Raw genomic sequence first — 19435 nt, forward strand, 5'->3', positions numbered from 1 at the left:
TGTGGGCGCGTTCCCCGCTGTCAAAGATCAAATGTCGCAAACACCGGCGCGTGATCCGAAGGCTTCTCCCAGCCCCGCGCGGCACGCAGGATGCGGCTGGAATGGCCCGCCTCGCGGATGTCGCGGCTCGCCCAGACGTGATCGAGCCGGCGGCCCTTGTCGGCGGCGTCCCAGTCGCGGGCACGGTAGCTCCACCAGCTATAGAGCTGGCCCTCGGGTATGTCGGCACGGGTGACGTCGTGCCAGCCTCCGGCCTCCATCGCGTTGCCGAGGTGATCCACCTCCACCGGCGTGTGGCTCACCACCTTCAGCAATTGCTTGTGCGACCACACGTCATCCTCCCGCGGCGCGATGTTGAGATCGCCCACGAGGATGGACTTCTCCGGGCGCTCCTGTCCGAAGAAATCGCGCATGTCTGTAAGGTAGTCGAGCTTTTGCCCGAATTTCGCGTTCACCTCGCGGTCGGGCACGTCGCCGCCGGCAGGGACGTAAAAATTGTGGACGGTCACGCCGTTCTCCAGCCGCCCGGCGATGTGTCGGGCGTGGCCCAGCCCCGCGAAATCGAGGCTTCCGGCCTCTTCGATGGGCAGCCGTGACAGGATCGCCACGCCGTTATAGCCCTTCTCGCCCCGCGCGATCATGTGGGGATAGCCGAGGGCCGCGAAGATCGAGGCGGGGATCTTCTCCACCGGGCTCTTGCATTCTTGCAGGCACAGCACGTCCGGCCCCTCCTCACGCAGGAGCCGTGCGACGAGATCCGCGCGCAGCCGCACCGAGTTGATGTTCCAGGTGGCGACGGTAAGGGGCATGGGCTTTCGGTCCTGTTTTTCTACATGGCGCAGACCTACGGCCCCTCGGGCGCGACGTCCACCCCCGTTGGCCGCCCGGCCCCGCAAGCGGGCAATCCCGGTTTACACGGGGTCGGACGCGGGGCAATCTCGGGCGCAGTCTCCGCCGCCCGAGAGGATCCTCATGACCGACAGCACCAGCGTAACGCCCACCGACAGCGATCTGGCCTTCACCCGCAAGGAGACGCACGGCACCATCGCGGAGCCCGCCTATGCTGGCGCGCTCAGCTTCATGCGCCGCCGCTATACCCGCGATCTGGCCGACGCCGACGTGGCGGTGATGGGCGTGCCTTTCGATCTGGCGGTATCGGGGCGGTCGGGTGCGCGGCTGGGGCCGCGAGCGGTGCGCGCGGCGTCCTCCCATATCGCGTGGTCGGCGCCGTGGCCCTGGGCGTTCGACCCGTTCGAGCGGCTCGCGGTGGTGGATACCGGCGACTGCTTTTTCGATCCTGGCTATCCGGCGCAGGTGCCCGAGGCCATCGCGCAGGCCGCGCGCGACGTGCTGGCCAGCGACACCGCGCTCCTGACGCTGGGCGGCGATCACTTCATCACCTGGCCGCTGCTGAAGGCCCATGCCGAGAAGCACGGGCCGCTCTCGCTGATCCAGATCGACGCGCATTCCGACACCTGGGAGGACGAACCCGGCCGCATCGACCACGGCACGATGATCTGGCACGCGGTGCGCGAAGGTCTGATCGTGCCCGAAACGTCGGTGCAGGTGGGCATCCGCACCCACAATCCCGACCCGCTGGGCGTGCATGTGATCGACGCGCGCGAAGTGCACCTATCGGACCCACGGTCGGTCGCAGGCCGCGTGCGCGACATCGTCGGCGACCGGCCCTGCTACCTCACCTTCGACATCGACGCGCTCGACCCGTCGATGGCGCCAGGCACGGGTACGCCGGTGGTGGGCGGGCTTTCGACCTTCCAGGCGCAGGAAATCCTGCGCGGGCTGGAAGGGATCGCGCTCCGGGGTATGGACGTGGTCGAGGTGGCCCCTGCCTACGATGTCTCGGAAATAACCGCGCTGGCGGCGGCGACGCTCGCCTGCGACCTGCTGTGTCTCTACGCCGCCGGGCGCGAGTGCACGTCGGGCTAGAGCGTGTCGCTCAAAAGTGAGAACCGGTTTTGAGCTTCTCAGACGCGCGAAATCAATGGTTTAGAGCGGGTTGCGTGAATGCGAATGAATGCGACACGCTCTAGCAGGTGGCCTGATCCTGCCAGACTGGCCCTGGCCCTGGTGCGGCCGATGCCAACCACCGTTTCGGGCCAGCCCCCGCCCCCGGATCGGCCCTTCGTTCCCTTTGAAACAAAGGGCCCCGGGCGATGCCGGGGCCAGTCCAACAGGGAGGTTCACGTTTTACCGTAAGTGAACGATACCACACATATCATAGAATCCAGATATGCCTTTGATCGAGGTCAAGCGACCGTGACCTTTAAACCACAAGGCGATAGCCGCCCGACTCGGTTACCAGAAGGCGAGCGTTGCCCGGGTCGGGCTCGATCTTCTGGCGCAGCCGGTAGATATGCGTCTCAAGCGTGTGGGTCGTCACCCCGGCATTGTAACCCCAGACCTCGTGCAGCAGCACATCGCGCGGCACCACGCCTTCGGGCGAACGATACAGGAATTTCAGGATGTTGGTTTCCTTCTCGGTCAGGCGCACCTTGCGGTCCTCCTCGGTGATGAGCATCTTCATCGCCGGCTTGAACGTGTAGGGCCCGAGCTGGAATATCGCGTCCTCCGATTGTTCGTGCTGGCGAAGCTGTGCGCGGATGCGCGCCAGCAACACCGGGAACTTGAACGGTTTTGTGACATAATCGTTGGCGCCCGCGTCGAGACCGAGAATCGTGTCCGCATCGCCGTCATGCCCTGTCAGCATGAGGATGGGCGCGCGCACCCCCTGCTTGCGCATCAGGCGGCACAATTCGCGCCCGTCGGTATCTGGCAGGCCGACATCGAGGATGATGAGATCGTAAATCATGTCCTTGGCCCGGGCCATCGCCTCGGCGGCGGTCGCGGCCTCGAACACGTCGAAATCCTCGGTCATCACGAGTTGTTCACCCAGCGCCTCGCGCAGGTCGTCATCGTCATCGACGAGCAGTATCTTCTTGACTTGGGCCATGATGAGTTCCTCTTCCTGTCCGCCAAGATGCGCAAGCCGCACGCGCCCGGCAAGAGGCTCGTCACAGCTTTCACGGCCACGTGTTACCGCGCGAGCCGTTCTTTGCATTTCGTTACAATATACGCTACCGCAAAGAGCGATATGCCGGAGTGTCCCGATGAGCCTCGCCCCCGACCTGACCGAAACCATCGCGCGCGCGCGCGGAGACCTGCGTATGGGCGTGCCGGTGATGCTGCGCGGCCCACACGGCGCGGCGCTGGTGCTGGCGGCCGAGACGCTCGATGCCCAGCGGCTCGCGGATGTGCAGGCGCTGGGCGGCACGCCGGTACTCGCCATCACCGCACGGCGTGCCGCGACACTCAAGGCGCGTGCCTATGATGGTGATCTCGCACGGGTGGTGCTGCCACCCGATGCGCGGCTGTCGTGGGTGCTGGCGGTGGCCGACCCGGCCGACGATCTCAAGACCCCGATGAAGGGCCCGCTCGAGAGCGACCGCGGCGGCGACGCGGGCCTGCACCGTCTGGCGCTCACGCTGGTGAAATCGGCTCGATTGCTACCCGCGGCGGTGCTGCTCGACCTGTCCGACGGCGCGGACTTTGCCGCGCGGCACGGCCTGACGGTACTCGACGCCGCCGCCGCCGCGCCGCACCTTGTCGAGACCAGCCCGATGCACCCGGTGGTCAGCGCGCGCCTGCCGCTTTCGGTGTCAGAGGCAGGACGTCTGCACGTATTCCGCCCCGAGGATGGCGCCGAGGAGCACTACGCGGTCGAAATCGGACAGCCCCGGCGCGACACACCGGTTCTCGCACGGCTGCATTCGGCCTGTTTCACGGGCGACCTGCTGGGCAGCCTGAAATGCGATTGCGGCCCGCAACTGCGCGGCGCGCTGGCGCAGATGGGGGCCGAGGGGGCGGGCGTGCTGCTCTATCTCAACCAGGAGGGGCGCGGCATTGGCCTTGCCAACAAGATGCGCGCCTACAGCCTCCAGGATCAGGGCTTCGACACGGTCGAGGCCAATCATCGGCTGGGATTCGAGGATGACGAACGCGACTTCCGCATCGGCGCGGACCTGCTTCGCCGGATGGGATTCTCCTCGGTGCGCCTGATGACCAACAACCCTGCCAAGCTCGCGATGATGGCGCAGAACGGTATCTCGGTGGCCGAACGCGTGCCGCTCCGGCTCGGCGAGACCGACCACAACCGGGCCTATCTCGCGACCAAGGCGGCGAAATCAGGACATATGCTGTAAGGGCGCGACGTGGTCTTTTGCTGCCATTCGGTTCTTGGGCCCGGCGCGGAATCGAGGGCGAAGCCCGCCGCGCCATCTCCAGGCCGAAGGCCCCCTACCCCCGCTTCTCAAACCAGGTGATCACCTCGCAGATCTCCAGGCCCAGCTTGTCCATGTAGGCGCGGTTAAGCACGCAGTCCTCGCCAACCTGCCACATCCAGTCGTCAAAACGCGGGCCGCTCGGCCCAGCGCGCGAGCATCAGGACAAGACGGACGGCAATGACGCCACGCATGCGACCTCTCCCCGACCAGATTTCGGAGGAGCTAAGCCGCCGCCCCGCGTGGGGGCAAGCCCGGATTACAGCGTGGCGTTCACCGCTCCGCCATCGAGCAGGATGTTCTGCCCGACGATGAAGCCCGCGTGCTGGCTGCACAGGAACGCACATGCGGCTCCGAACTCATCCGGCGTGCCGTAGCGGCCCGCAGGGATGGTGGCGCAGCGCTTCTCCTTGGCCTCGTCCAGCGTGATGCCCTCGCGATCGGCCACGCCGGTGTCGAGCGCCACGGCGCGGTCGGTGGCGTGGATGCCGGGCAGCAGGTTGTTGATTGTCACGCCCTTGCCGGCCACCTGCCGCGAGGTACCCGCGACATAGCCGGTCAGCCCGGCGCGCGCCGAGTTCGAGAGTCCCAGAATGGCGATGGGCGATTTCACCGATTGCGAGGTGATGTTGACCACCCGGCCCCAGCCGCGCTCCATCATCCCCGGCACCAGCGCCTTGATCAGCGCGATGGGGGTCAGCATGTTGGCGTCCAGCGCGGCGATGAAATCCTCGCGGTCCCAGTCGGTCCACATGCCCGGCGGCGGGCCGCCCGCATTGTTGACGAGGATATCCACCGCGCCAGCCTCGGCAAGCACCGCGGCGCGGCCCTCCTCGGTGGTGATGTCGGCGGCCACGGTGGCGACCTCGACTCCAAAATCGGCGCGAATCACCGACGCCGAGGCCTCCAGCGCCTCGGCGCCGCGCGCGTTCATCACCAGATGAACGCCAGCCTCGGCAAGCGCCCGCGCACAGCCCAGCCCAAGCCCCTTCGACGCGGCGCAGACCAGCGCCCTCTTGCCACGAATTCCCATGTCCATTGCGTTTCCCCTTCCTTGTTCACCGAGAATTAACACTGCGGAGCGCAGGATGACCAGCAGGCCGCACCTCCGGCCTGCCCTGCTTTTGCCTGCTTGCCGGGAAATCTTGCCGAAATCGACCAGAACGTGCCACAATCGTGCCCTAGCTTAATCGTGACCTAGCTTAACGGCATCGCGGACGGCATCGTCGCCGCACGCCTGCACAGCCCCGACCCGGACAGCTCATGACCACGCCCGCACCACGCCCCGCGCAATTCGTCAACGTTTTCGAGGCCGCCGATCTGCGCGTGGTCAGCGGGGCCAATCTCGGCGACGCGCTGTCCTTTGCTGCCGAGCTCGATCTCGATGACATTTACGAACTCGGGCCGCGCGCCCGCGCCCGGCGCCTTGGTCTCGTGATGGAGGGGGCCGGCCCGTTCCGCGTGGGCGAAGGTTCGGAAATCGGCACCCCCGGCGCGCCGCTGCACCTCGATTGCTGTCTCACGCTGATGCCAGCCACCGGCAGCGTGGCCGAAGTGCTGATCTTCGTCGAGACCGATGACGAGGCGCGCGTCACCAATGTCTATGCCATGCCGCTGGCACACATGGCCCCGCGCACAGGATACGCCCTGGTGCGGGTCGAGCGCGATACTGCGCGGCAACGATTCGCGCAGGCGGCCTGCGTCTCCTTTACCCGCGGCACCCGGATCACGATGGCCACGGGCGCGCAGAAACCGGTCGAAACCCTCCAGCCCGGCGACATGGTGCTTACCCGCGACGACGGCGCGCAGCCGCTGCGCTGGATCGGGCAGACCACGCTGCGCGCCATCGGCGATTTCGCCCCGGTACGCATCCGGGCGGGTGCCCTCAACAACGAGGGCGATTTGCTGGTCAGCCCCGATCACCGCCTGTTCATCTACCAGCGCGACGACGCGGTCGGGGCCGGGCGGCGCGAAGTGCTGGTGCGCGCGCGCCACCTGGTCAACGGTGACAGCGTGCGCATCGAGACCGGCGGCCATGTCGATTATGTCCAGCTTCTGTTCGACCGGCACCAGATCATCTTTGCCGAGGGGATTGCCGCCGAAACCCTGCTGCTCGACCCGCGCACCCGCTCGGCTCTGCCTGCCGAGTTGCTGCCCGACACGCCCGGCCACGAAACCCCAGCGCACCTGCAATTCGAGATCGGGCGCGCCCTGCTCGACCACCCGGACGCCGCCGACCTGCTGCGCCGGGCCTCGCTGCGCTGAGGGCCATTGCGCCCCACGGGACGCGCCACTATACGGCAGGCCATGCTGGACCAGAGCCCCAATCGCCCCGCCCTGCCGCCCGAGATCGCGCGCCGCCGCACCTTCGCGATCATCTCGCACCCGGATGCGGGCAAGACCACGCTGACCGAGAAATTCCTGCTCTATGGCGGCGCGATCCAGATGGCCGGTCAGGTCCGCGCCAAGGGCGAGGCCCGGCGCACCCGGTCGGATTTCATGCAGATGGAAAAGGACCGGGGCATTTCCGTCTCGGCCTCGGCCATGTCCTTTGATTTCAAGGAGTTCCGCTTTAATCTCGTAGACACGCCGGGCCACTCTGACTTCTCCGAAGACACCTACCGCACGCTGACGGCCGTGGATGCCGCGGTGATGGTGATCGACGGCGCCAAAGGGGTAGAGAGCCAGACGCGCAAGCTGTTCGAGGTCTGCCGGATGCGCGATCTGCCGATCCTGACTTTCTGCAACAAGATGGACCGCGAGGCCCGCGACACATTCGAGATCATCGACGAAATCCAGGAGATGCTTGCCATCCACGTCACGCCCGCAAGCTGGCCCATCGGGCAGGGGCGCGATTTCCTGGGCTGCTACGACATGCTCCACGACCGGCTTGAACTGATGAACCGCGCCGACCGCAACCGCGTCGCCGAAACCATCGAGATCAAGGGGCTGGATGATCCCAAAATGGCCGACCACGTGCCGCCCGCCCTGCTGGACAAGCTGCGCGAGGATGTCGAGATGGCGCGTGAGCTCTTGCCCCCGCTCGACGCGCAGGCCGTGCGCGAGGGGCACATGACGCCCATATGGTTCGGCTCGGCGATCAACTCCTTCGGCGTGCGCGAGCTGATGCAGGGGATCGGCGCCTACGCCCCCGAACCGCAGCCACAGCGCGCCACCCCCCGCCAGATCGCCCCCGAAGAGGACAAGGTCACCGGCTTCGTGTTCAAGGTGCAGGCCAACATGGACCCGCGCCACCGCGACCGCGTGGCGTTTCTTCGCCTCGCTTCGGGACATTTCCGGCGCGGGATGAAGCTCACCCACGTGCGCGCGAAGAAGCCGATCACCGTCTCCGCCCCGGTGCTGTTTCTCGCCGCCGACCGGGAACTCGCCGAAGAGGCCTGGGCGGGCGACATCATCGGCATCCCCAACCACGGGCAGTTGCGCATCGGCGACACGCTGACCGAGGGCGAGAACCTGCGCGTCAGCGGCATCCCCTCCTTCGCGCCGGAGCTGTTGCAACAGGCCCGCGCAGGCGACCCGATGAAGGCCAAGCACCTGGAAAAGGCGCTGATGCAATTCGCCGAGGAGGGCGCGGCCAAGGTGTTCAAGCCCGCCTTCGGCTCGGGCTTCATCGTCGGCGTGGTGGGGCAGTTGCAGTTCGAGGTACTGGGCAGCCGGATCGAGATGGAATACGGGCTGCCGGTGCGCTTCGAGGGCTCGCAGTTCACCTCGGCGCGCTGGGTCACGGGCCCGCGCGACAAGGTCGAGGCGTTCATCGCCGCCAACAAGCAACACATCGCCCACGACCATGACGGCGACGTGGTTTACCTCACGCGGCTGCAATGGGATATCGACCGGGTCGAACGGGATTACCCGGAGGTGACACTCTCGGCGACCAAGGAGATGATGGTTTAGGGGCGCGTCTTGGCCTTGAGCGGTCGTTGAACCTCAAGCGCTGAGCCGCGCGAGCGCCAGCCTGCGGGTTGGCGATGCAACGGTTGGTCTGCGGCACTTTATTTCTGAGTTCCCGAGAGAGATCAGAGCTTTGCTCCCGTGTCACCCCATCGCCAGCCCCCGGGGGCGGGCTGGCGCTCGCGCGGCGGCGTGCAAGCACGCCTTGTCCCGCGCGAGACAGGAGGCGAAGGTCCGCAACAGGCCCAGAACCCGCCCTCTTCCACCCCCATCGGAAACGGTCGGGGCACAGGCCGTTATCGCCTCACCCCATAAGGTCTGGCAGGATCGTCACGATATCGGGGAAGAACCACAGGATCGCCAGCCCCACCACCTGTATCAGCACGAAGGGAAACACCCCCGCATAGATATGCCCGGTCGTCACCCCCCTCGGTGCCACCCCCCGCAGGTAGAAAAGCGCGAAGCCGAAGGGCGGTGTCAGGAACGAGGTCTGCAGGTTCACCGCGATCATGATCGTCACCCATTTCGGATCGAAGCTGCCGCCGTAGATCACCGGGCCGACGATCGGGATCACGATGTAGATGATCTCGAGAAAGTCGAGCACGAAGCCGAGGAAGAACAGCACCAGCATCACGATCAGGAACACCTTGAACTCGTTGTCAAAGCTCATGAGGAATTGCTGGATGTAATGCTCACCGCCAAAGCTGATCACCACGAGATTCAGCAATTGCGAGCCGATCAGGATGGTGAACACCATGCTCGTGACCTTGGCGGTCTCGCGCACCACCGGGCTGAGCACGCCGCCGGCAAAGAGCACCCAGCAGGCAAAAAGCAGGCCGAAGAGCGCGTAGAGATAGGCACCATAGGCGAAGATGAACGCCACCCAGGATTCGAAGCCGACCTCCTCCGTATTGATCCGCAGGTCAAAATTGATGCCGATGAGGATCGCCAGCACGATCGCCAAGGTGGAGAACAGGATGATCCGCGGCGAGCGGTCCTGATCACGCAGCTTGCGATAGGCAGCCAGCATGATCGCCCCGCCCGCGCCGAGCGCGGCGGCGGGGGTGGGGTTGGTGATGCCGCCCAGGATCGAGCCCAGAACCGCCACGATCAGCACCAGCGGCGGGAACACAACGCGGATGAGCTCGTTACCCGCCAGCCGCACCGCGCCATGGGCGCAGCCATAGAGGGCAAGCCCCATCGGGATCGCGAGGATCAGCCATGTCGCCCCCGAGGACATCGTCGCCGGAATGAGGAGAATGTCGGCCAAAAGCCCCAGCACGATACCGAGCGCGCCGACGAGCAGCGGCGCCGGCGAGGCCGAGGGCGACACACCCCGCGCCAGCGCCAGCACCAGCCCGAGCATCACCATGATAGTGGCCACGCCGGTTCCGATAGGCGCGGCATTTGCCGCCTTCTCGGCGCGCAACTCGACAATCCGCTCGGGGCTGAGACGCACGCTCTGTTCCACCCCGCCTGCCTCGTCGATGGCCTTTTGCTCGGCGACCGCGTCGTCCCAGGCCGCCTGCCCGTGCAGCTCGATCATCGAGGCGCGGCACTCGTCGCTCACATTGGTCCGCAGCGAGGCCGTCTCACCCATGTCGGTGAACGTATCCACCCGCAGGCCCTGCGAGCCGATCACGCCCAGCGACGACAGCAGCATCGACCCCGCGATGAGCGCCACCGGCACCCCGGCGAACCAGGTGAATCGTTCGGCGCGGGTGATCGGCTCGCCGCCGCCATCGGCAAGCTGTACCGCCGGGGCCTTCGAAGGGTTCACCAGCGCGTAGCCAAAGGCATAGAGCGCATAGAGCAGCGCCAGCAGGATGCCGGGCAAGAGCGCCGCCTGGAAAAGCGTGCCCACGGACACCACGGCGGGCTCGCCCAGGTAGGTGAGCGCGTCCGAGCAGCCGGCAAGCTGCGCGCGGTTCTCCTGAGCCACGGAATAGAGATCGCCCGCCAGCGTGCCCAGAAGCACGATCACGATCGAGGGCGGGATGATCTGCCCCAGCGTACCCGAGGCCGCGATCACCCCGGTGGCGATCTGCGGCGAATAGCCGTTGCGCAGCATGGTGGGCAGGCTCAGAAGCCCCATCGTCACCACCGTCGCGCCGACGATACCGGTCGAGGCGGCGAGGAACGCGCCCACCACCACCACCGACACCGCGAGGCCCCCGGGCAGCGGCCCGAACACGCGCGCCATCGTGGTGAGCAGGTCGTTGGCGATCTTGGACCGCTCCAGCGTGATGCCCATCATCACGAACATCAGCACCGCGAGCAGCGTCTCGATCGCCGCGCCCGCCAGAACGCGCTCGTTGATGCGATTGACGATGAACGAGATATTGCGGTCGAGCGCCGTCTCCCACCCTTGCGGGAACACCGGCATGCCGCTACGCGGCAGCTCCGGGTACCGGAAGATGGAAATGGACTCGGGCCGCGCGCCACCGGCGACGAGGGCGTTATACGCCTCGCTCGACGTGTCGATGGCCTGGTGGATCAAGAGCCCCGCGCTGTCGAGCCCGGCGATGATCGCGAAGGAAACGATCCCGGCGCCGCCGATGGCGAAGGCCACCGGAAAACCAGAGAGTATCCCCCCGAACAGGCACAGGAACACGATGATCAGGCCGATCTCGACGCCGTCAAGTCCGAATAGCATGTCTCACCCGCCCCTTTAATGCGTGCCTTCATAGGCTTCTTCGCCCTCGCCCAGCGTGTCGCGGTCGAGGTATCTGTCGGTGCTTTCCAGCCCCTCGCGGTATTCCAGCAGCGAGCGCCAGAAGAACGCCATCGCATGCAGGAAGATCATGCCGGCGAAGAACACAAGCAGCACCTTGAACAGGAAATATCCGTTGAACCCGTTGGGGCTGAAACCGATGGTCTCGACGTTCCAGCGCAGCGCCCGCGCCTTTAGTAGCAGCCGGTCAATGGTGTCAGAGGCCGATGGCTTGGGCACGATCAGGTGCCGCCAAAGGAAGAACCAGCCATACATCCAGATGAGCACCGCCATCGGCATCATGAAGACGAGGCTGCCCACCATGTCGATCCCCCGCTTGGCACGGTGGCTGACCTGGGCATAGATCAGGTCCACCCGCACATGCCCGCCCTGCACGAAGGTGTAGGTACAGCACAGCGCCACCACCATGGCGTTGTAGAGCTTGAGTTCCTCGGCCCACCAACTGATGTCGAATTCCAGCGGTATGCCCACGCCCAGCACGATGTCAGGCCGCGCAAATATCCGCTGCACGAAAACGATGACGATCTGCTGGATAACCATGACAAGGCCCGCCCAGGCCACGAGGCGGCCGACCGTGTTGGCAAAGCCCTCAAGGCCGCGTACGCAGGCCCACATCACGCGCTTGCGCCAGATGCCGATGCCGGTCAGCACAAGGAAGGTGGTGAATACCACGAAGAAGAACTCGACCGATCCGCCGTAATAGACCACCCGCATGATGGCCTGCTTGTCGGACCAGTCGAGCCAGAGGCCAGGATGCGTGACCGCGTAGCCAAAGTTCATGAAGGCCATCGCGACGTTCTGGAAAAACCACAGGACTGCGTCGATCATCTTCCCCCCTCGCGCCCGCGCTGCTCCGCGTGGGCACCTGCCCCTGCCGGGTATGCGCGCAGGCCCCGGATGCCCCGGGGCCTGCGCCGTTAGTTACCGGCGATTGGCCTCAGCCGAGCACGCGGTCGCGCTGTGCGGTATAGGCACCGTCGGATTTCTGGATCCACGAGGACGAGGCCGCCATCGACGCCATGTAGCTGTCGTAGACACGCTTGTAGATGTCGTCGCCCATGTTTTCCTGATGGACCTCGTTGGAGGCCTGGCCGAACGCGTCCCAAACGCTGTCGGGGAATTCCAGCGTTTTGACGCCTGCGGATTGCAGGCGCTGAAGCGCGGCGGAGTTGTTGGCAAGGAACTGCGCGAGGTTCCACTGATGCGCCTCGGCGCAGGCGATCTCGACGATCTTCTGCTGCTGTGCGTTCAGGCTCTCGAACACCTCGCGGTTCATGCCGATCGACAGACCCGCGCCCGGCTCGTGGAAACCGGCAGTGTAGTAGGTCTTGGTGATCTCCTGGAAGCCGGCCTTTTCGTCGGCCCAGGGTCCGATCCACTCGGTGCCGTCGATGGCCCCCGAGGCAAGCGCCTGGTAGACTTCCGATCCGGGCAGGTTCTGGACGCTCGCGCCCAGCTTGCCCAGCGCCTTGCCGCCCAGGCCTGGCATGCGGAACTTGAGGCCGTTGAAATCCTCGGGGCCGTTGATTTCCTTGGAAAACCAGCCGCCCGCCTGCGCGCCGGTATTGCCCGCGAGGAACGACTTGAGCCCGAAGATCTGGCCCAGCTCATCGTGGAAGCCGGCGCCGTCGCCATGATAATACCAGTTCACCAGTTCCTGCGCCGTCATGCCGAAGGGCACCGAGGTGAAGAAGGCATACGCCGGGTGCTGACCAACGAAATAGTAATCGGCCCCGTGATACATGTCGGCCTGACCGGCGGTCACGGCGTCGAACACCTCGAACGCGCCGACGAGTTCGCCCGCGCCCTTTACATCGACCGTGAGGCTGCCATCGGACATGCCGTTAATGCTGTCGGCCACACGCTGCGCGGCGTCGAACACACCGGCAAGACCGCGGCCCCACGTGGTGACCATCGTTAGCGTGCGGTTGCCCTGCGCGATGGCAGGCGCGGCCAGCGTTCCGGCAGCGGCGGCCCCGCCACCAATTGCGGTATTTTTCAGAAACGAACGGCGATCCATTATGGTTCCCTCCCCATTTTTGAGCGGTCGCCCCTCTCCCGGACGTTCCGCGGATCGTTAAAGTGCGCAGACCTTAGCCCGCGATTCGCGACCTGCAAATACCGATTACTGCGTAGTCACACGGATTTTTGTCGCATCCTTCCTGTGTCGATTCCGCCTTGCGCACGCGCGGGCGCAGGTGTTCAACACGGCCATGAAGCCGAAAATTCTCACCACACTGCCCGGCTATACCGCCGCGCTGTTCCGGGCCGACCTCATGGCCGGGATCACCGTTGCCACGGTGGCCCTGCCGCTCAGCATCGCCATTTCCATCGCGTCGGGTGCGTCGCCCGCGACCGGGCTGACCACGGCGATCATCGGTGGCTTCCTTCTCTCGGCGCTCGGCGGCAGCCGGGTGCAGATCGGCGGACCGACCGGGGCGTTCATTGTCGTCGTCTACGGGGTGATCGCCGAGCACGGTCACGACGGTCTGGTGCTCGCAACGCTGATGGCGGGGCTGATACTTGTGATCGCCGGATATTTTCGCGCCGGCAGCCTTATCCGGCACATCCCCGAGGCAGTAATCAGCGGCTTTACCATCGGCATCGCCATCATCATCGCCACCAGCCAGTTGCGCGACCTCTTCGGCCTGTCCGCAACCGACCTGCCCGCCGATTTCCTGCCCAAGCTCGCCGCGCTCTGGGAGGCGCGCGAAACCTTCGATCCGCGCGCGCTCGCGATCGGGGGCGGCACCTTGGCGGTGATCCTCGTGCTGCGCCGTCTCGCCCCGCGCTTTCCCGGATTGATCGTGGCCATGGCGCTCTGTTCCGGGGCGGTCGTGCTGCTGGACCTGCCCGTGGAGACGCTGCAGTCACGCTTTGGCGCGCTGCCCAATACCCTGCCCTGGCCGCAGATACCGGAGTTCAGCCTTCAGCGGATGTCCGAACTGCTTCCCTCGGCGCTTGTCATCGCCTTTCTCGCCGGGGTGGAATCGCTCCTGTCGGCCTCCGTTGCCGACCGGATGATCGGGGGCAACACCCGCCCCAATGCAGAGGTAATCGCCAATGGCGTGGCCAACACGGGCGCGGCGCTCTTTGCCGGGCTGCCCGTGACCGGGGCCATTGCGCGCACCGCCACCAATGTCCACGCAGGCGGCAGGACGCCGGTGGCCGGAATGATCCATGCCCTCGTCATCCTTCTCGTGATGCTGCTCGCAGCGCCGCTCGCGGGTTTCCTGGCCATGCCCGCGCTGGCGGGGCTGTTGCTCATCACCGCATGGAACATGTCCGAGCCGCAGCACTGGCACCGCCACCTGGCTGCCCGGCGCTCGGATCAGGGGCTATTATTGATCACGCTGGTGCTCACGGTGCTGACGGATCTCACTCTGGCCATTGGCGTGGGCGTGGCGCTTGGTCTGGCCATGCGGCTCAGGCGGCGCGAGGTGCCCGAGGCCAAGTGGCACGATCCCGACCGCTGATCCCGCGCGACCGGAGCTCGATCGGTGCCGCCCTCGCGGCAAGAGGCTGGAAATGGTACCGGTTTGGCCTTATCGCTTTCGTATGAAAGGCTGGCTCGCATCCGCAAGGCTCAACTACGGGCAGAAGCTGTTTCTGCTCGCCACCCTGCCGCTGATCCTGACGGCGGTGGCAATCTCGGTCGTGGTTACGCTGCAAGCACGGCAGATGGCAGAGCGCGAGATCGAAACCCTGGAGGCGCAGCTCATCTCGGCCAAGCGCGCGGAGTTGAAGAATTACATCTCCATCGCGCGCACTGCCTTCATCAACATCTACGGTCGCGCCGCCCCCGACGACCGCGAGGCGATGGAACAGGTCAGCCAGATACTCGCCGCCATGCTCTACGGGCAGGACGGCTACTTCTTCGTCTTCGACTATGACGGCACCAACCTCGTCAGCCCCAGGCGCACCGAATTGATCGGGCGCAACTGGACCGGGCTGGAGGATTCGTCGGGCGTGCCCGTCACCGACGAACTCATCCGTCTGGCGCGCTCGGGCGGGGGCTATCACAGCTTCATCTGGCCCAAGCCCTCGACCGGCGAACGCACGCAGATGGTGGCCTACGTCATCGGGCTTCAGGACTGGCGATGGGCGATCGGTACGGGGGTGTTCATCGACGACGTAATCGGCGCGGTCGCCGCCTCGCGACAGCAGGTGGAGACGCGCGTGCAGCGCACCTTTCTCTATGTCGGCGGGGCGACGATGCTCGCGTTGATCTTCGTCTTTGTGACCGGCCTCTTCATCACAATCCGCGAGCGCCGCCTCGCAAATGCCAAGCTCAAGATGCTGACGCAGCGTGTGTTCGACGCACAGGAGGAAGAGCGCGGCCGCGTCGCGCGCGAATTGCATGACGGCATCAGCCAGATACTCGTGGGGGTGCGCTACGCGCTGGAAACCGCGCGGCGACGGCTGGCCGCTGGCGATGCGCGCGCGGGCGATACGCTCGACCGCGGTGCCGCGCACCTCTCCACCGCCATCCAGGAGGTGCGCCGCATCAGCCGGGATCTGCGCCCCGGCGCGCTCGACGATCTCGGCCTCGGCCCCGCGCTCAAGGCGCTGGCAGAGGATTTCGGCCGCCGTACCGGCATCGAGACCGAATTCGCGACCGTAGTGTTTCGCAACCGGCTGGACGAGGAAGCCAAGATCGCGCTCTACCGCGTCGCACAGGAGACGCTCACCAATATCGAGCGCCATTCCGCTGCGACGCGCGTCCATATCGACCTGCGCGGCCACGCGCGCGGCGGCACCCTGCGCATCACCGACAACGGCTGTGGCATCGACGCCTCAAGCGCGAGCGCGGGCGGCGGGCTCGGCCTGCGCAACATGCAGGAGCGCATCGAGCAGATCGACGGGCGTTTCGAGATCCGCTCCTCGCCCGAGGGCACCGAGGTCGAGGCCACGGTGCCGCTCACCCATCTTCTGACGCCGCAGGGCCAGTCCGAGACGGCCCCCGAAACAAAAAGGGCAACGGCATGACCCACGCTCCCACCCGCGTCGTCATCGTCGACGATCATCCAATGGTCACAGAGGGCATCCAATCCATCCTCGAAAGCTACGAGGATATCGAGGTGATCGCCGCGCTCGCCGATGGGCATGCGATTATTGACCAGATCGGAGACCTCGCCCCGGACGTGGTTCTGCTCGACCTCAACATGCCGGGGATCGGCGGGCTATCGACCACCGAAATCCTGCTCGAACGCCGCCCCGGCACGCGCATCCTGATCCTCAGCATGCATGACAGCCCCGAATACATCACTTCGGCGCTCAGCCACGGGGCCTCGGGCTACGTGCTCAAGGACGTGCCGGTAGACGAGATCAAGCACGCCATCGACGCGGTGATGGCCGGGCAGCGATATCTCTGCACCGGCGCGCAGGGCTCGCTCGCCCCGTTTGTAGCGCCCGACCGCGAACAGCTCACCAACCGCGAACAGACCATCCTGCTCTTGCTCGCGCAGGGCAAATCCAACAAGGAAGTGGCCGGTGCGCTCGACATCTCGGTGCGCACGGTCGAAACCCACCGCAAGAACATAAAGCGCAAGCTCGGCATCTCATCGACCGCCGGACTCACGCGTTATGCGCTCGAACACGGGGTCTTGCAGGGCACCGGCGTGCGGATGTGATCCGTGTCTGGAACGGATTGACACAAAACGGGAACACCTGTAGAACACGCTGAACGTGTCTGCACGGAGGCTGGGATGCTGACCAGAAAACAACGCGACCTGCTCGATTTCATCCACAAGCGCGTGCAGCGCGACGGCGTCCCGCCCAGCTTTGACGAGATGCGCGAAGCGCTTGACCTTCGGTCGAAATCCGGCATCCACCGTCTGATCACGGCGCTTGAGGAACGCGGCTTCATCCGGCGCCTGCCGCATCGCGCCCGCGCAATCGAGATTGTGCGCCTGCCCGACATGATCGCCGACCAAGGGCAAACGGGCTTCGTCCCGCGCGTGGTCGAGGGCGACCGCCGCTACGCCCCGCCACAGCCCGCCAACGCCATGCCGGTCGAAACCGCCGATGCGTTGTCGCTGCCGGTGATGGGCCGCATCGCCGCCGGCACGCCGATCGAGGCGATCGCCCATGCCAGCCACAACATCAGCGTCCCCGCCGAGATGATCTCGGGCCGGGGTGATCACTACGCGCTCGAGGTCAAGGGCGATTCCATGATCGACGCCGGCATCAACAACGGCGACGTGGTCATCATCCGCGAAACGCAGGTGGCCGATAACGGCGACATCGTGGTCGCGCTGATCGAGGACCAGGAGGCAACGCTCAAACGCTTCTTGCGCCGCGGGCACACCATCGTTCTCGAGGCCGCCAACCCTGCCTACGAGCCCCGTGTCCTGCCCGAGGATATGGTGCGCGTGCAGGGCCGTCTCGTCGGGCTGATCCGCACCTACTGATCCTGCCCCGGCGCCCACGGGCGCCGCCCCGCCACCGCCGCCGCGCTCTGCGACAGCGTTCCGTCAGCGGAGAGCGCCAGCGAGCCGGTCACGCGCAGCGTGCGCGGCGAGGCCACGCGGCAACCGCCGTCGGGCACTCCCTCGGGATCGGCCGTCAACAACAGAAGTTGCGCACCTGCACAGTCAATCGGACCACGCGCCGCGGCGCGACCAAGGCGCACGGAAACCGCGAACGGGGCCAGCAGATCGTCGCTCCACCGCGCATGCGCCTCTTCCTGCGCGGCGTCATCGCCATCGTTCTCCAGCCAGTTCCGGGCCACGAAGCCGCCCCCGCGCGGCTTGTTGAGCGCGCGCCCCGCCTCGGTCATCACACCCACCAGTCCGCTACTGTCGGCAACAAGCAGCACCGGGCGCTCGGTCTGCGCCCAGAGGAGCGTGGCCACCGCCACCGGAGCAAGGCCCAAGAGGCGTGCACGCCCCTGCCACAGCACCACGAATAGCATGCCCACCGCGATCAGCGGCAGCGCATTCGCATCGGGTGCCACCACCGGGACGCGCGCCCCCTCAAGCCCCGCGGCCCAATCGGCAACGCCGAGGATCCAGTCGAGCCCCCACCCCATCCCCCACAGCGGCAGCCCGTCGAGCCCGAAGGGCAGCAATAGCGCCGCGATCACCGCCGCGGGCATCACCAGCACCCCCATCAGCGGCACGCTCGCGAGGTTCGCGGGCAGGCCGTATTGCGCAAACTGGTTGAAATGCGCCGCCGCGACCGGCGCGGTCGCCGCCCCGGCGACTGCCGACGAAATGAACACCGCCAGCACCGGGCGCAGCCAGCGCGGCCCCAGCGGAACCCGCGCATCGCGCAGCCAGCCAAACACGGCGACAAGCGCCACCGTCGCGGCAAAGGACATCTGGAAGCCGGGACCGAGCAGCACCTCGGGCCGCAGGCAAAGCACGATGATCGCCGCGACCGCAACCGCGCGCAAACTGAGCGCGCGGCGGTCGAGGATGACCGCGATCAGCATCACCGAGGCCATGACGAAGGCGCGTTCGGTCGCCACGTTGCCCCCCGACAACGCGAGATACCCCGCCCCGGCGAGGAGCGCGAGCGCGGCGGCAATCTTCTTTATGGGCCATGTGAGCGCCACCCGGGGCACCGCCGCGAGCACCAGCCGCACGGCGGCAAAGACAAAACCCGCGACCAGCCCCATGTGCAGCCCCGAGATCGCCAGCAGGTGCGCGAGGCTCGATATGCGCATCGACTCCAGCGTATCCTGCGACAGGCCAGAGCGGTCACCGGTCATGATCGCGGCGGCAAAAGCACCGGGCTGGCCCGGCAGGCGCGCGCGGACGTGATCGGCAAGCGCCATCCGGATGCGGAACAGGTGTTGTTCCCCTCCGGCCTCGGCCAGCGCGACCACTGGCACGCGGGTATAGCCCACCGCGCCGATCCTCTGGAACCACGCATGCCTCCGAAAATCGAAACCGCCCGGCTCCACCGGCCCGGCGGGAGGCGCGAGATGGGCCGTGGTCATGACCCGCAGCCCCGGCACGACATCCTCGGCGCCGGCAACCCCGTGCAACGAAACGCGCACCCGCAGCGGCACCCGGTCAGGATCGACCCGAGAGAGCGTGACCCGGTCGAGCGTCAGGCGCAACGCATCCGAGGCCGATCGGTCAATCGCGACGATCCGTCCCTCGACCGGGCCATAGTAGCGAAAGCCCAGCACCGGACCCGCCACAAGGTGCGTGCGCATGCCCGCGATCGCCACCCCGGCCAGCAATACCGCCAGCGCACAGCCCAACGGCCCGGACCATTCCCGCCCCCGCCACAGCGCCAGTGCGAGGACCGCTGCCGCGAGCGCGCCGCAGACGGCGAGCACCGCGCCGGGCGGCTCATCCGGCAGGGCGAAATACCCGCCGATGCCGCAGGCCAGAAGAACCGGAACCCACGGAAACAGCGCCCCGCGCTGGAGGAGCCAGCCGCGCTCGATCACCTCTGGGATGCGCGCCACTTGTCTCCCTCCCGGTGGGCCGATAGACAGGCCGCATCCTCGCCCCGGCATCGTTAAGAAAAG

15 protein-coding genes and 1 pseudogene are annotated in these 19435 nt (G+C 66.4%); 8 read left to right on the forward strand and 8 right to left on the reverse strand.

All coding sequences use genetic code 11. The features are described 5' to 3' along the window. Positions 1–20: 20 nt before the first annotated feature. Positions 21–809: an exodeoxyribonuclease III gene (locus tag AC13D8_RS18475; RefSeq protein ID WP_482970061.1), complete on the reverse strand. Its 789-nt coding sequence runs from the start codon at positions 807–809 to the stop codon at positions 21–23. A gap of 163 nt (positions 810–972) precedes the next feature. Here AC13D8_RS18475 and speB point away from each other — a divergent pair, with 163 nt between their 5' ends. After that, positions 973–1947, forward strand: a complete 975-nt coding sequence (gene speB, locus AC13D8_RS18480) for an agmatinase (protein ID WP_482970062.1) — start codon at positions 973–975, stop codon at positions 1945–1947. A gap of 337 nt (positions 1948–2284) precedes the next feature. On the opposite strand, the gene AC13D8_RS18485 is transcribed toward speB, so the two are convergent. Beyond that, positions 2285–2971, reverse strand: a complete 687-nt coding sequence (locus AC13D8_RS18485; RefSeq protein WP_104019388.1) for a response regulator transcription factor — start codon at positions 2969–2971, stop codon at positions 2285–2287. Between the two features lie 157 nt (positions 2972–3128). Between AC13D8_RS18485 and ribA the strand changes: the two genes are divergently transcribed. Then, entirely contained in the window at positions 3129–4220 is a 1092-nt protein-coding gene (gene ribA / locus AC13D8_RS18490; protein ID WP_482970063.1) for a GTP cyclohydrolase II, read from the forward strand. A gap of 94 nt (positions 4221–4314) precedes the next feature. On the opposite strand, the pseudogene AC13D8_RS18495 reads toward ribA, so the two are convergent. Further along, positions 4315–4419 (reverse strand): annotated as a pseudogene (locus AC13D8_RS18495) (DUF3833 family protein); the annotation flags it as partial. A gap of 138 nt (positions 4420–4557) precedes the next feature. Continuing rightward, positions 4558–5337: an SDR family oxidoreductase gene (locus tag AC13D8_RS18500; RefSeq protein WP_482970064.1), complete on the reverse strand. Its 780-nt coding sequence runs from the start codon at positions 5335–5337 to the stop codon at positions 4558–4560. Positions 5338–5561: 224 nt separating this feature from the next. Between AC13D8_RS18500 and AC13D8_RS18505 the strand changes: the two genes are divergently transcribed. Next, positions 5562–6563 (forward strand): Hint domain-containing protein, encoded by a 1002-nt coding sequence (locus tag AC13D8_RS18505; RefSeq protein ID WP_482970065.1) that lies wholly within the window; start codon positions 5562–5564, stop codon positions 6561–6563. Positions 6564–6605: 42 nt separating this feature from the next. Continuing rightward, positions 6606–8213 carry a peptide chain release factor 3 gene (locus AC13D8_RS18510; RefSeq protein WP_482970066.1) on the forward strand — a complete coding sequence of 536 codons (1608 nt, stop codon included), beginning with the start codon at positions 6606–6608 and terminating at the stop codon, positions 8211–8213. 301 nt (positions 8214–8514) lie between these two features. Here the strand turns inward: AC13D8_RS18510 and AC13D8_RS18515 are convergent, their stop codons facing one another. From AC13D8_RS18515 to AC13D8_RS18525, 3 genes are all read right to left on the reverse strand, one after another. Continuing rightward, positions 8515–10866 carry a TRAP transporter large permease gene (locus tag AC13D8_RS18515; protein ID WP_482970067.1) on the reverse strand — a complete coding sequence of 784 codons (2352 nt, stop codon included), beginning with the start codon at positions 10864–10866 and terminating at the stop codon, positions 8515–8517. Positions 10867–10881: 15 nt separating this feature from the next. Further along, the gene (locus AC13D8_RS18520) at positions 10882–11772 is read right to left on the reverse strand and encodes a TRAP transporter small permease subunit (RefSeq protein ID WP_482970068.1); all 891 of its coding nucleotides are present in this window, start codon (positions 11770–11772) and stop codon (positions 10882–10884) included. A 109-nt stretch (positions 11773–11881) separates the two neighbouring features. Continuing rightward, a complete protein-coding gene (locus AC13D8_RS18525) occupies positions 11882–12964 on the reverse strand; it encodes a TRAP transporter substrate-binding protein (RefSeq protein WP_129431966.1) in 1083 nt (360 codons plus the stop codon). Positions 12965–13157: 193 nt separating this feature from the next. Between AC13D8_RS18525 and AC13D8_RS18530 the strand changes: the two genes are divergently transcribed. The 4 genes from AC13D8_RS18530 to lexA all read left to right on the forward strand — a co-directional run bounded on the left by AC13D8_RS18530 (position 13158) and on the right by lexA (position 17357). Further along, positions 13158–14420, forward strand: coding sequence for a SulP family inorganic anion transporter (locus tag AC13D8_RS18530; protein WP_482970069.1), 1263 nt, complete (start codon positions 13158–13160; stop codon positions 14418–14420). 82 nt (positions 14421–14502) lie between these two features. Continuing rightward, on the forward strand, positions 14503–15933 hold the full coding sequence (locus AC13D8_RS18535) for a cache domain-containing protein (protein WP_482970070.1): 1431 nt from the start codon (positions 14503–14505) through the stop codon (positions 15931–15933). Further along, positions 15930–16577, forward strand: coding sequence for a response regulator transcription factor (locus AC13D8_RS18540; protein ID WP_129431963.1), 648 nt, complete (start codon positions 15930–15932; stop codon positions 16575–16577). The genes AC13D8_RS18535 and AC13D8_RS18540 overlap by 4 nt, the downstream gene beginning before the upstream one ends. A 75-nt stretch (positions 16578–16652) precedes the next feature. Next, positions 16653–17357 (forward strand): transcriptional repressor LexA, encoded by a 705-nt coding sequence (gene lexA, locus AC13D8_RS18545; RefSeq protein ID WP_104019400.1) that lies wholly within the window; start codon positions 16653–16655, stop codon positions 17355–17357. Here the strand turns inward: lexA and AC13D8_RS18550 are convergent. Continuing rightward, positions 17351–19423 (reverse strand): ComEC/Rec2 family competence protein, encoded by a 2073-nt coding sequence (locus AC13D8_RS18550; RefSeq protein WP_482970071.1) that lies wholly within the window; start codon positions 19421–19423, stop codon positions 17351–17353. The genes lexA and AC13D8_RS18550 overlap by 7 nt on opposite strands. Between the last annotated feature and the right edge of the window lie 12 nt (positions 19424–19435).

The organism is Roseovarius sp. B-10 (assembly GCF_056859295.1).